This is a genomic window from Demequina sediminis (genome assembly GCF_030296675.1).
Taxonomy (GTDB): domain Bacteria; phylum Actinomycetota; class Actinomycetes; order Actinomycetales; family Demequinaceae; genus Demequina; species Demequina sediminis.
On the sequence record NZ_AP027736.1, the window covers coordinates 2,343,172 to 2,355,739 of the forward strand.

The 12,568-nt window shown below is 65.9% G+C and carries 11 protein-coding genes and 3 pseudogenes; 2 read left to right on the forward strand and 12 right to left on the reverse strand.

Going from position 1 to position 12,568, the window contains the following annotated elements; genetic code table 11:
* Nucleotides 1-238 precede the first annotated feature (238 nt).
* The 5 genes and pseudogenes from QUE44_RS12015 to QUE44_RS12030 all read right to left on the reverse strand — a co-directional run bounded on the left by QUE44_RS12015 (nt 239) and on the right by QUE44_RS12030 (nt 4,102).
* Nucleotides 239-544, reverse strand: a complete 306-nt coding sequence (locus tag QUE44_RS12015; protein ID WP_286214826.1) for an integrase core domain-containing protein — start codon at nt 542-544, stop codon at nt 239-241.
* Nucleotides 528-1,925 (reverse strand): IS30 family transposase, encoded by a 1,398-nt coding sequence (locus tag QUE44_RS12020; RefSeq protein WP_286214827.1) that lies wholly within the window; start codon nt 1,923-1,925, stop codon nt 528-530. Before QUE44_RS12020 ends, QUE44_RS12015 begins: the two co-directional genes overlap by 17 nt.
* Before the next feature lie 58 nt (nt 1,926-1,983).
* Nucleotides 1,984-2,565: pseudogene (locus QUE44_RS14190) on the reverse strand (IS3 family transposase); the annotation flags it as partial.
* Nucleotides 2,562-2,861 carry a transposase gene (locus QUE44_RS12025; protein ID WP_286214828.1) on the reverse strand — a complete coding sequence of 100 codons (300 nt, stop codon included), beginning with the start codon at nt 2,859-2,861 and terminating at the stop codon, nt 2,562-2,564. The gene QUE44_RS12025 and the pseudogene QUE44_RS14190, both read right to left, overlap by 4 nt.
* Nucleotides 2,858-4,102: an ISL3 family transposase gene (locus tag QUE44_RS12030; protein WP_286214829.1), complete on the reverse strand. Its 1,245-nt coding sequence runs from the start codon at nt 4,100-4,102 to the stop codon at nt 2,858-2,860. Before QUE44_RS12030 ends, QUE44_RS12025 begins: the two co-directional genes overlap by 4 nt.
* Here QUE44_RS12030 and QUE44_RS12035 point away from each other — a divergent pair.
* A protein-coding gene (locus QUE44_RS12035) for an IS3 family transposase (protein ID WP_286214830.1) occupies nt 4,101-5,395 on the forward strand; the annotation gives its coding sequence in 2 pieces (ribosomal slippage) (nt 4,101-4,380 and nt 4,380-5,395; 1,296 coding nt in all). The two genes, QUE44_RS12030 and QUE44_RS12035, sit on opposite strands and share 2 nt — an antisense overlap.
* Nucleotides 5,396-5,420: 25 nt before the next feature.
* On the opposite strand, the pseudogene QUE44_RS12040 reads toward QUE44_RS12035, so the two are convergent.
* Nucleotides 5,421-5,663, reverse strand: a pseudogene (locus QUE44_RS12040) (hypothetical protein); the annotation flags it as partial.
* A pseudogene (locus QUE44_RS12050) lies at nt 5,660-7,227 on the reverse strand (IS1634 family transposase). The pseudogenes QUE44_RS12050 and QUE44_RS12040, both read right to left, overlap by 4 nt.
* Before the next feature lie 314 nt (nt 7,228-7,541).
* Here QUE44_RS12050 and QUE44_RS14195 point away from each other — a divergent pair.
* Complete coding sequence (locus QUE44_RS14195) at nt 7,542-7,685, forward strand: hypothetical protein (RefSeq protein ID WP_350226931.1); 144 nt, start codon at nt 7,542-7,544, stop codon at nt 7,683-7,685.
* A 223-nt stretch (nt 7,686-7,908) separates the two neighbouring features.
* Here QUE44_RS14195 and QUE44_RS12055 read toward each other — a convergent pair whose 3' ends face one another.
* The 5 genes from QUE44_RS12055 to QUE44_RS12075 all read right to left on the reverse strand — a co-directional run bounded on the left by QUE44_RS12055 (nt 7,909) and on the right by QUE44_RS12075 (nt 12,345).
* Nucleotides 7,909-8,877, reverse strand: a complete 969-nt coding sequence (locus QUE44_RS12055) for a glycosyltransferase (protein WP_286214833.1) — start codon at nt 8,875-8,877, stop codon at nt 7,909-7,911.
* Nucleotides 8,877-9,755, reverse strand: a complete 879-nt coding sequence (locus tag QUE44_RS12060) for a glycosyltransferase (RefSeq protein WP_286214834.1) — start codon at nt 9,753-9,755, stop codon at nt 8,877-8,879. The genes QUE44_RS12055 and QUE44_RS12060 overlap by 1 nt, the downstream gene beginning before the upstream one ends.
* An 11-nt stretch (nt 9,756-9,766) precedes the next feature.
* Complete coding sequence (locus QUE44_RS12065; RefSeq protein ID WP_286214836.1) at nt 9,767-10,333, reverse strand: LbetaH domain-containing protein; 567 nt, start codon at nt 10,331-10,333, stop codon at nt 9,767-9,769.
* Nucleotides 10,330-11,274 carry a UDP-glucuronic acid decarboxylase family protein gene (locus QUE44_RS12070; RefSeq protein ID WP_286214837.1) on the reverse strand — a complete coding sequence of 315 codons (945 nt, stop codon included), beginning with the start codon at nt 11,272-11,274 and terminating at the stop codon, nt 10,330-10,332. The genes QUE44_RS12065 and QUE44_RS12070 overlap by 4 nt, the downstream gene beginning before the upstream one ends.
* Before the next feature lie 150 nt (nt 11,275-11,424).
* Nucleotides 11,425-12,345, reverse strand: coding sequence for a glycosyltransferase (locus QUE44_RS12075; RefSeq protein WP_286214838.1), 921 nt, complete (start codon nt 12,343-12,345; stop codon nt 11,425-11,427).
* Nucleotides 12,346-12,568 lie beyond the last annotated feature (223 nt).

Here is a 12,568-nt window from a genome sequence, read left to right on the forward strand (position 1 = left end):
GGCGGCCAGGCTGGCATTACGGGGGCGACGGTCTTGAATCTCCACTCACGCGCGTCTCGCGCCTGTCCACAGTGTGCTGAGTCCACCTCCCGACTTATTCGCAAGGATCTGAAGTCGTCAGGTTCTGTGCTGAGACGCTTGGCGCTCCTCGTCATGCTGGACAACTCCGCGCTGATCCTTTGGCACCGCGTCAACCACTGTGAAGTTGACCCCGTTTCCCGGACAGGTAGTTGGTTGGTCATGCGGCCAGCGCGAGCTGGTGGCGTTCGTACTCTAGCGGGCTGAGGTAGCCCAGGGCGCTGTGGCGTCGGCGGGCGTTGTACCAGCCGTCGATCCAGGTGTAGGAGCCTCGCCGGGCATCCTCGATGGTCGCGAAGACGTGCCGGTGGTAGTACTCGTTTTTGAACACCGACCAGAACGACTCGGCCGGGGCGTTATCCCAACACACGCCGGTGCGGCCCATCGATCGCAGCAGTCCGAGTTCCTTGGCGGCAGCGGCGATCTGTGCGCTGGTGTATTGACCAGGTTCAACCGGTCGATGCAACACCGGCTTGTGTGAGCAAGACTAGTTGCTCGTTGAAGGCTTCGGCTGGGGTCTTCCAACCGAGGGTCTTTCGGGGTCTGGTGTTGAGTGCGTGGGCGACGGCGGCGAGCTCGTCGGCGGACCAGCGGGATAGGTCGGTGCCCTTGGGGAAGTACTGGCGCAGCAGCCCGTTGGTGTTCTCGTTCGTGCCGCGCTGCCACGGCGACTGCGGGTCGGCGAAGAACACCGGAATGCCGGTGGCGACCTTGAACTGGGCGTGCGCGGACATCTCCTTGCCACGATCCCAGGTCAGCGACCGTGCCAGCTCGGTCGGCAGCGTCGACATGGTGTTCGTCAGTGCCTTCGCCATCGTGAGTGCGCCGTAGCCGGCCAGCGCCGGTCCGTTCTTCGGTGTCTCCTTGTGCCGGTAGCCCTCCTCACGGGGAAGGTGCACGAGCATTGTGAAGCGTGTCGTGCGGTCCACGACGGTGCCGATCGCGGACCGCTCAAGCCCGATGAGGAGGTCGCCTTCCCAGTGGCCGGGCACGGCCCGGTCGTCGGCCTCGGCGGGGCGTTCGCTGATCAGCGTCTCGGGGGTGACGTGGGCCCACGTCTTGCGCCTTGAGCGCTCACGTGGCATTCGCAGCGCGCGCCCCGTCCGCAGGCACCACACCAGCTCACGCTTGAGCGCACCCCGTCCCTCGATGAACAGCGACTGGTAGATCGCTTCGTGGCTGATACGCATGGACTCATCATCGGGGAAGTCGATCGGCAGCCGGTTCGAGATCTGCTCAGGGCTCCACGCCTGCGTCCACGCCCGGTCCTTGCGGTGCGGCTTGCCCCGCCCGGTGAAGCGCGGTGGTGTCGGGCCGGGCACGATCGTGCCGTCCGCCAAGCAGATCTGCCCCGTCAGGCGCTCCTCGACGTAGGCCCGCAATCGAGGGTTGGCGACGAGCTTGGCGACCTTCGGCCGCTTGGCGGCCATATCGGCCTTCCACTGCGCCACCGACGCCCGATAGCCACTCGAGTTGGAGCGGGTGGCCGCGTTGCGGCGCAACTCCCGCGACACGGTACCTGGGTCGCGTCCGATGACGCGGGCAATCTCGCGTACACCCCGGCCCTGAACGTGCAGCAGCGCGATCTCCTCGCGTTCAGCGAACGACAGATACCTGCCCAAATGCTGCTGCTTGATGTCGAATGGCGGCATGCCGCCAGCCTTGTGGAACCACCGCGCGCCTACCGCCTGCGCCACGCCGACGACCGCCGCGGCTTCCTCCGCGAGCAGACCCTTCGCGATCTGCTCCCAGAACGCGACCTCGACGTGACGTTGGAACTTCGGATGCCCCGGCGACCTGAGCTTCGGCCTGATCGCGCGATCCGCATTCTGCTGACGACGTGCCATCACACACCTCTAGATCGAGGTGTTGCGACGACCAGTTGAATCCGCCTTGGACGCCGCGGTCGGCGTGGAAGACGACCTTGCCGGCCAGGTCGCCGCGCAGGGCCACGGCCTGGCGCAGCGCGGCCTCGACCACGTCGGTGTGCAGCGAGTCGGCGACGGCCCGACCCAGGACCCTGCGGGTGTGTCCATCGCGCACGACGCACAGGTACGCCCAGCCCTCACCGGTGCGCAGATACGTGATGTCGGACAGCCACACGCAGTCACGTGCGCCGGTGTCGAAAGCGCGCTCGACAAGGTCAGGCACGGGGAACGGGTCGGCACCACGCACCGTGGTCGGCGGATGCCACGTGCGCGGGCTGATCCCTGCGATACCAGCGTCTTTCATCAACGACGCGACCTTCTTGCGTGACACCGCCACACCCTCGTCGCGCAGGTCCGCCCGGATGCGCGGGGCCCCATAGGTGCCAGCCGACGCATCGTGGAACGCGCGGATCTGAGCCGTGAGATCGGCATCGCGTTGCTCGCGCGCGGAGGGCCCTGCGGCCTGCCTGGCCCGCCACTCGTAGTAGCGGCGACGGTCCACGCCAAGCAGGTCGCACATGCGGGTGACCGGGTAGTTGGCCTTCTCCGCCTCGATCAGCGCGAACCGTTCCTCCGGTCGTGCTTCGAGGCGAAGAAGGCCGCCGCTTTTCCCAAGAACTCGTTATCCATCCGCAGCTCGGCAACCTCGCGCCTGAGCCGATCGAGCTCGGCCCGCTCGTCGACATCCAACGGCCGCTCACCCCCGCCCGACCGTGCCCGCTCGGCCGCGACCCAGCGCCCCAACAAGGCCTCACCCACGCCGATCTCACGCGCCACCGCGACGATCGTGCGCCCGGTATCGATCACCAGCCGCGCAGCCCCACGCCGATACTCCGGCGTATACGGGCTCTTCACAGATGAGGCTGTAGGAGTGGTCTGAAGCCGCCGGCCTCGAGGAGTGAGCGGGCGATGTAGTGGGTGAGATTCCGAAAGCCCAGGGCCGAGCCGCGCAGGTGCTCGAGGCGTCCATTGATCGCCTCCGTCGGTCCGTTGGATGTGCCGGGGCGGTCGAAGTACGCGAGGACGTCGGACTTGCGGTTGTTCAGGGTGCGGCCGAGTTGTCGCAGCTCGACCAGTGCGGCAGGGACGCCGGTGCGTAGCGACTCGATCAGCGGCGTGAAGTCGGCGCGCGCAGTAGCCCGGTCGGGGTTGCGGTAGTTGGTGATGAGGCGCTGGTAGACGCCCCAGGTGACCTCGACCTCAGCGTGGTCGTCGGCGTCGAAGAGGGCGTCGAGCCGATCCCACTGGCGTTCGGTGAGGAACTCGAGCCCTGTGTGCAGGACCCGGCGGGACATGTAGAGCGGGTCGCCCGCGTGACCGCGATGTCCATGGATGGCCTGTTGGATGCGGCGTCGGCACTGGTCGAGGGCGTCGCCGGCGAGACGCACGACATGGAACGGGTCCATCACGGCCGTCGCGGCAGGCAACTCTTCGGCTGCGGCGGTCTTGAAGCCCGCGAAGCCGTCCATCGCGATCGTTTCGATTCCGTCGGCCCAAGCCTTGGACCGTTCCGATAGCCATGTTTTGAACACGGCCTTGGACCTGCCAGGGATCATGTCGAGCAGGCGGGCCGGGCCGACCCTGTCACGCACCGGGGTGAGGTCGATGATGACGGTGACGTACTCGTCGCCGAAACGGGTGTGCCGCCACACATGCTCGTCGACTCCGATCACGGCGATGCCGTCGAAGCGGGTCGGGTCGTTGATCAGCTGGCGGTGTCCTTCGGTCAGGACCGCGTCGTTCGCGGTGTTCCACGCGACCCCGAGCCCCGCCGCGATCCGCGACACGCTGAGGTGGTCCACGACGAGTGCGCGTAGTGCCCACGCGAGTCCACCCCGCGAGATCTTCGCCCGTGGATCGGCCGCAGCGCGAAGGTCATCGAGCCAGAACCGACCACACGGCTCGCACCGGTATCGGCGCACCCGGACCAGCAGCGTCGTGGGCCGGCACCCGAAGGGCTCGTGAGCGAGGAAGCGCGACTGCGTACCCAGCGAGCGAGCACGATCACCGCACCCGTGGCAGACATCGTCGATCACAGCGACGTGTTGCGCCCCGGGTTCGGTGGAGGCTCTCAAGCCATGGAGGATGAGAGTCATGTCAGCACCGAGGAAGTACCCCGCCGAGCTGCGTGAGCGGGCCACGAGGATGGCCGTCGAGCTTCGTCAGGACCCGGCGACGAAGATGGGCGCGATCGCGCGTGTGGCCGATCAGCTCGGCATGCACCGGGAGACGTTGCGAGGCTGGGTCCGCCAAGTGGAGATCGACGGCGGCGTCCGGCCGGGCACCACGACCTCCGAGGCGGAGCGCATCGCCAGCCTCGAGCAAGAAGTCCGTGAGCTGCGGCGCGCGAACCACATCTTGAAGACCTCGGCGGCTTTCTTCGCGGCGGAGCTCGACCGCCCCACCAGCAGGTAGTCGCCTACGTCGACGCCCATCGCCACGACGTGGTCGATGGGCGCGAGGTCGGGGTCGAGCCGATCTGCACGGTCCTGTCTGAGGCCGGCGTGCAGATCGCCCCGAGCGGCTACTACGCAGCGAAGATCCGGCCCCCGTCGGCGCGTGCCGTGCGCGACGCGGAGCTGATCGTCGACATCCGCCACGCCCACAAGGCGAACCTCGGCGTGTACGGCGCGCGCAAGATCCATGCCGAGCTCAACCGGGAGGGCATAGCGGTCGCGCGGTGCACGGTCGAACGTCTCATGCGTGCCGACGGGCTTCGAGGGATCACGCGCGAGAAGTCGCGCAAGACCACGTTCGGCGACGGCGCTGAGACCGATCGGCCTGCCGATCTCGTCGAGCGCCAGTTCACGGCTGACGGGCCGAACCAGCTGTGGGTCGCGGACCTGACGTACGTGCGCACCCACGCCGGCTGGACGTACGTCGCGTTCGTCCTGGACGTCTTCAGCAGGATGATCGTGGGCTGGCAAGTGTCGACGTCACTACGTACCGACCTGGCCCTCGACGCTCTTGAGATGGGCCTATGGACGCGCCAGCGGGCCGGTCAGGACGTGTCCGGTTTGATCCATCACAGCGACCGAGGAGTTCAATATCGAGCGATTCGCTACAGCGAGCGCCTGGCGGAAGCTGAGGCTGTCGCATCGGTTGGTAGCAGGGGTGATAGTTACGACAATGCCATGGCCGAGGCGTTGAACTCGCTGTTCAAAGCCGAGTGCATCCGCAACCCCGTGATGCGTCCCAAGGGCGGTTGGAAGTCCGTCACGGACGTCGAGATCGCCACCGCCGAGTACGTCGACTGGTTCAACCACCGACGCCTCCATGGCGAAATCGGGATGGTCTCACCCGTCGAGCTCGAGGCCCTCCACTGGGCCACCGTCCGATCCGACCACTACTCTGAAGCACCCGTCCCCGTCGGGGCCGGTTCCAACTAACCGGGCCTCCACGAAACCCGGGGCGCAACAAGGCGGCAGCACGGCGCAGGACCTCGTTCTCCTGCTCGAGGAGCCGGATCCGCTTCTTGGCTTCGCGCAGCTCCTTGCGCTCATCCTCGGTCACGCCGGGACGCCGGCCGTCCTCGATGTCGGCCTTCTTCATCCAGTTCAGCAGCGAGCCTTCGGAGATGCCGAAGTCCTTCGCGATCTGGCTCAGCGGTGCCTGGGCGCGGCGGGCCACCTGACTCGTGCCACCGGGGTGTGTCAGTCCAGGGTGATGTCGAGGGCGTCGAGGATGGCTTGGGCGGGCTTGGTGATGGGGTCGCGGGCGATGTGGTCGTGGCCGGCGATGCGGACGGTGATCTGCTGAATGGGCTTCAGCGCGTGGAGGATCTTGCGCACCGTCAGCCCGGTCGCGGTGTTGAGGTAGCGGCTGATCGCGAGGGATGCGAACACGATCGTGAGGTGCGCTTGCGAATCGCGTCGCGCGTGTGGTGGAAGATCGGCCGGGCGCGTAGGTCGGTCTTGGACATCCGGAATGACTGCTCGACGTGCCATAGGTCGTGATAGCTGGACATGACCTCGGCTGCGGGCATCACGCTCGCGGGGATGTTCGTGACGTAGCCCTTGAGCCCGACCAGGCGTCGCGCGCGCGCCAGCGACGCCTCGTCGATCTTGCGGGAGCCGCTCACGGTCTTCACGAAGCGTGGCGTCCGCGCGGCCTTGTCGCCGGCGACGACGTCCCGGGCGCGTTCTTCCTGCAAGGTCAGGGTGCGGTTGTCGCGGACCGCTCTCTTCGCGGAGTACGCCCATACCGCCCGCCATGAGCTCTCATGAGCCTCGCTCCAGATGGGCTCGGCCTTGACCATCGGGTCCGATGCGCCAGCCTTGGCACGTCCGTGGCGGGGCGTGATGGTGTCGATGACCTGCCCGTCGTGAAAGGCGTCGCCATGCCAACGGAAGTGCGACTCGAGATCGACCGGTGCCTTGGTGGTGCGGGAGCCGACGATGAAATGCAGTCCCGCGTCATCGAGCTCGCGCAAGTTGGTCGCGGACAGCATGCCGGCGTCGGCGACAACCACGAACCCTTCGAGGGAGTGGCGTTGACGGAACTGGTTCACGATCGGGATCAGGGTGAGGGTCTCGGCCTTGTTGCCTTCGAAGCAGCCGATCTCAAGCGGGAAGCCGTTCCTGTCGACGAGGAGTCCGACGACGACCTGCGGGTCGACGCGCCGCTCCTTCGAGTAGCCGACCTTGCGCAGGGCGTCTTCGTCCTCGGCTTCGAAGTACAGGGTCGTGACGTCGTACAGGCACAAGCTGATGTCGCCCACGGACGCGGCGTGAGTGAAGCAGGCGTCGGCGATGAGGGAGCGGTAGTCGCGCTCCCCAGCGCGTTGCAGGGAGCGGAACATGGTCCGCAGCGACGCGTGAGTGATCCCGAGTTCACGCAAGACGCGCAGCGAGTCGGCCTTCGAGGTCGGCTCGATCAGCCGCGCCAGCACGAGCTGCGCGAACGCTTCGTCATCGACGACGTCGAAGCCCAGATCGGTGTACGCGGCCTGAAGTACCTGCCACAACACCGCGTTCGACTTCGACGTGATGTCAACCGTGCTCGGCTGATCCTCAGCCGGGTGGGGGCTGACGCCATCGAGCGTGAGTTCGCCTTGGCCGGGGTGGAGCTTGCCGCGCGCGACCGCCATCAGCGCCGCGAGCTCGGCATCATCATGGGCGGTGCCGACGTGCTCGAGCACCACGTCACGGCCCGCACGCCGCTCCGCGATCTGGACCTTCACCGCCCCCGACCGGCCCGGGGACTTGCGCACGAACACCACATCCCCGACCGTACCGCCCAGCGGGGTGTGTCAAACACGAACCCCGAAACTCAACTACCAGGCTGAATACTCACGGGAACCGGCGATCAGCGAAAAGTGGCACGAGTCAGGTTCGCGATCTGGCTCAGCGGTGCCTGGGCGCGGCGGGCCACCGCCACGACGTCATCGCGGAACTCTTGGGGGTAGGGCTTGGTCACAGGGACATCCTTCCAGTGAGAACGAATCCTCAAAGTTCAGATGTCAACCAAAGTCGGGGCAGTCCCGTGTTCGCCAATGTCACCCTGGGCGGCGGGCGAGGAGGCGCCTTCCCGACGGTGGGCTCAGATGTTTGGATCTACACGGGCGCATGTGTGGTGGGACCCGCGCACGTTGGTGACGGCGCACGCATTGGCGCGGGCGCGTTCGTCGATTCTGATGTGGCGCCGCGCACCACGGCAAGGCCAGGCCAGGGCCGCTAGGACTTCGTTTCGCGGCCGCAGTGGGGCTTCGGCTCGCCCGCTTAGCTTCCGTGAGTGGGTCCGTTGTCCTGCGGCCTTTGCCCACTGTGAGCCAACGCGCCGAGTGCTACGTGCCATCGTGCCGCAACAGTCTCCCAAGAGAACTCTCGCTGTGCGGTGAGAACCGCTGTTTTGCGCAGTGCCCCGTAGTTTGGGTCGTTGCGCAGTTCGATGAGCGCTTTGCTCAGAGTTGGCGCCGAGACCGTGTCGACGACCCGGACCGCACGCCCCCTGCAGCGAGGGCGGCACCGACGAATTGCGTCGCCACCACCGGCACACCTGCGCTGAGCGCCTCTGCGATCGCGATCCCGAAGTTCTCGTCTTCGCTCGGGGCTACTAGCGCATCACTCGCGGCAAAGAGTTCGGATTTCGCCCGCCCGCCGAGTTCCCCTGTGAACACGATGCGGTCCGACAGGCCCAAACCTTGAACTCGTTCTTGGAGTCCCTGAACAAGGCCCGGATCGCCAGAGCCCGCGATGGTGAGCATGGCATCGATACCCATCTCCTTCATCATTGCGACTGCGTCGATCGCGATGTCGATCCGCTTTTTCGCCGCGATCCGAGACATCGAGATCAGGCGCATAGGTTCATGACGGCCGCCGAGCGCAGGCTCCGCGACCGAGCCGCTGCCGATGCCAACCACTGACAAGTGCAGCCTGGGAAAGAGGCCCTCCATATCGTCGCGCTCAATCGCCGATGCGACGAGGAATCTGGAGGCACGGCTGCGTACCCACCGGCCTGCAATTGCGTCGAACAGTGACTTCTTGGCCCGAGACTGAGAATGCTGATACCTCGTGAAGACCCCGTGCGGCACGATCGCGTACGGCACTCTGCGCGCGAAGCACGCGAGAGCCGCGAAAGGCACCCATGCAAGGTAGAAGCCTTCGATGACTACGACATCAGTACGTCCTATCAGGCGCCACAAGTCAAAGGCGTTTGGGCGCCGCTCAGAGGCGTGTGCCGCTGGCCACTCCTGCTCGGCGACAAGCGAGTCGCGGGACGCACCCGTCATCGACACGACGAGCGCGGATATTCCCGGTCGGGCGTTGAGAGCCGAGTTGACCTCGAGTGCGTGACGCGCAGGCCCGCCGTCGGCGCGCGCCAGGGTATTGATCAGTTGGAGAACTCGAAGCGACGCCGATTCTGCGGCCATCAGCCCTGCGCTTCCTGCAAGCGCTTGAGCTCCCTGACCTTCACGCCGATCTGCCAATAGTAGGAGGCGAGGCCGAAGGCATAGTCGAATCCGGCGCGACCGTCGAGGAACCCCGCGCGAGCGATGTACGAGTAGGTGAAGAACACGAGCGGTTTCATCGGCACGCGATCCCAGAACTGGCCCTTCGCCGTGCGCTTGGTCGCGAGGTCCTGGCGCGCGGCCGGGTGCATGCGCAGGTGCGCCTCCCAGTCGGAGTAGTGGTTGTGGCGCGCGAACCAGGTCGTGACGGGGTCGCGGTCGTCATGCACCAGCCGCGTGCGCATCATGCCGATCGGCGCGTCGGTCTGCGGCTGGAAGTGCAGCTCGATCTCCCGGATGCCCGGTGCGTAGAGGTCGTCGACCTCGGGGAAGTAGCTGCGCTCCATGTCGATGAGCGACCGCTTGGTCACGCGGTGCCCGTGCTTGAGGAACGTGCCCTCCCACCGGTACCGGAGGTGCATCTCGTAGGCACCGTACTTGCCGCTCTTGAGCTCGGGGAGGAGTTCGCGCAGTTCCTCGAGCATCTCGGGCGTGGGGTACTCGTCTGCGTCGAGCAGCAGCACCCATCGGTGCTTCGGGTTGCCGTTGAGCAAGCTCCACTGCTTCTTCTTCGGGTACTCGCCGTTCCAGTCGAAGTCGACGACCCGTGCGCCTGCCGCGCGAGCGATGTCCGCGGTTCCGTCCTCGCTGAGCGAGTCGATGACGATCACGTCCTCGAAGCTGGCCAGGTGCGAGAGCGTGTTGCCGATCGTCTCCGCCTCGTTCTTCGCGAAGAGGATGATCGAGATCGGGAGCGTGTCGGTGCCGGCCTTGGCGTCGGTCGTGGGGCTGTGCGACATGGGTGTGTCCTTCAACTGTCCTGGGTGAAACGTGTGCCGGTGCGCCCTTCGGACGACCAGATCGAGCCTGCCGGAACGTATCCGTTCACGACTGTCATGGGGGTGATCAGGGCAGACCGCCCGATCACCGAGCCGCCGAGGATCAGGCAGCGAGAGGTGATCCATGCTCCTTCCGCCACCTCGATCGGACGCGTGATCAGTGCCATGTCGCGACGATGTGCGTGGCTGCCCGTGGTGAGCATCGTCTCCTGCGAGATCACCACGTCGTGGCCGACGCGGATGGGCGCCTGGTTGTGGAACCACACGCCCTCGCCGATCCAGCTGTTGTCGCCGATCTCAAGCTTCCACGGGAATCGCACGCGGGTCCGTGGCCGGAAGATCACGCCGGTGCCTATGGTCGCTCCGAATGCTCGCAGCGCCGCGCACCGGAGACGCGAGCTCGGCTGCCACGCGTTGGTCACCAGCAGCAGTTCGGCGATCGCCCAGAGGTAGACCACCCAAGAGGGGCGATCCCATGCCGCGCCCTCCCCTGGGGCATCGGCCAGGGGTATCACCGGAACAGTCTCGTGGTCGCTCACGCGTCGAGCAGGTCCCGGAAGTACGCGATCGTGGGCTTGAGGCCATCTTCGAGCGGCACGTGAGGCTGCCAGCCTAGGTGGTCCTGCGCGAGGCTGATGTCGGGCTTGCGTTGGCGCGGGTCGTCCTGCGGCAGGGGGCGGTACTCGATGGCCGAGTCCGAGCCCGTGAGCCGGATGACTGCCTCGGCGAGTTCCTTCATGGTGAACTCCACGGGGTTACCTACATTGACCGGACCGGTGAACCCCGGCTTGGTCCCCATGAGCCGGATCATGCCGTCGATGAGGTCGTCAACGTAACAGAAGGACCGGGTCTGGTTGCCATCGCCGTAGATGGTGATCGGCTCGCCCTTGAGCGCCTGGACGATGAAGTTGGACACCACGCGGCCATCGTTCATATCCATCCGCGGACCGTACGTGTTGAAGATCCGGATGACCTTGACGTCGAGTCCATTCTGACGGTGATAGTCGAAGAACAGCGTCTCAGCCGCCCGCTTACCCTCGTCATAGCAGGAGCGCGGCCCGATCGGGTTCACCTTGCCCCAGTATGCCTCGGTCTGAGGGTGGATCTCGGGATCGCCGTAGACCTCCGACGTCGAGGCCTGCAGGATCGGAATGTGGAGGCGCTTGGCAAGCCCAAGCATGTTGATTGCGCCCAGTACCGACGTCTTCGTGGTTTGGACAGGATCGCGCTGATAGTGGATAGGGGAAGCCGGGCACGCGAGGTTGTAGATCCGGTCCACCTCCACGTACAGCGGGAACGTCACGTCATGACGGAGTAGCTCGAACCGCGGATGGTTGAGCATATGTCGCACGTTGCCCCGCGCCCCGGTGAAGAAGTTGTCCACGCAGAGGACCTCATGCCCCGCGTCCAGCAGCCGGTCCACCAGATGTGACCCCAAGAAACCCGCGCCGCCGGTTACGAGTACGCGTTCAGTGGGCATACGAATGCTTCCTCTTTCGGGGCGTCGTTGGGGTTTCAGGGGTCATCATTCCACATCAGTCGCCGGTATGAGCACTGTTCATGATTCCGAAACACCCGTCTCGGCTGAGGTCGCGACTCCGGTCCAATCTGTCTCCCACGTCGGCATGTCTCATCGAGGCATTCGCGGAAATACTTGTCGCGGGGTCCCGCCTTCGTGTGTCGCCTGGGCAATCGCGACGATTCCGTCCGCGAACTGCTCGAAACCGAACCGCTTCGAGTTTGCGAACGCTGCCTCACGGGTTTCGGGCGCGTCAAGCCTGCGAGCGAGCCCTGTCCAGTCGACGAGGTCGAGATCCTCGGCGATGAACATGCCCGCGGTGCCCGCCACCTCCCGGAACACCTCGTCGTCGGTGCAGATCGCGGGCGTGCCCACGGTGTTGGCCTCTACTATCGGCCACCCAAAGCCCTCGTAGCGTGATACCTGCAGCAGAGCTCGGGCCCCGGCGTAGGTGGCGAAGAGCGTTGCGTCGTCTATGTCTCGAAGCGTGGTGATGTACTCCGTCAGGTCGGCGGACTCGCCTAGTTCACGAGCCGTCAAGGCTGGACCCACGACACCGAGTCGAAGGCCCGCGCCCGCTGGTGTGTCCCGGAGCCTCCGCCAGACCTCTACCGCGCGATCCCGTCGCTTGCGCCACCCGCTGCTCGAAACAATCAGAAGATAGGGACCGGCGAGCACCGGTTGGCCCGCATCGTGGGCAACGACGGGCAGGTGCACGGTCGTCGCCGCCGCACCAACCAGGCGGGTGATATCCGTTGCCGTCGCGTGTGACACCGAGTGGATTGCTTCGGCCCTGCCGAGTCCACGCAACACCAGTCTCTGGTAGACGCGTCCCGTCCATCGGGTCCGATGTTCAGGCATTTCGCCCAGGCCCGCGCGGACCGCAATCAGATCATGACACGTGACGATGGTGGCCCGGCGTCGGGGGAAGACAAGTAACCACAATGCATTGCTGTGGTCAGCAAGGTGGACCGACTGCGAACGCCTGACCGCGACCGCGACCGACACGGGAAACACGACCAGGTTCTCCACGTAGGCCGCGAACTTTGCGAGGGCACGATTGCGGACGTGCCGGCTTACCCGTGCACGCGGTGCTCGGCGAACCACCGTCCAACCGCGGCTGTGGTATGCGCGAGCGAGCGTGTCAGCGAACCGGTGCATGCTGTGGCTGGAGGACGGGTGATTCCCGAGGATCAGGACGGAGGGTTGAGTCGGCGTGGGCGACATGACGGCCAGGGTATTGCCTGGGACTGGA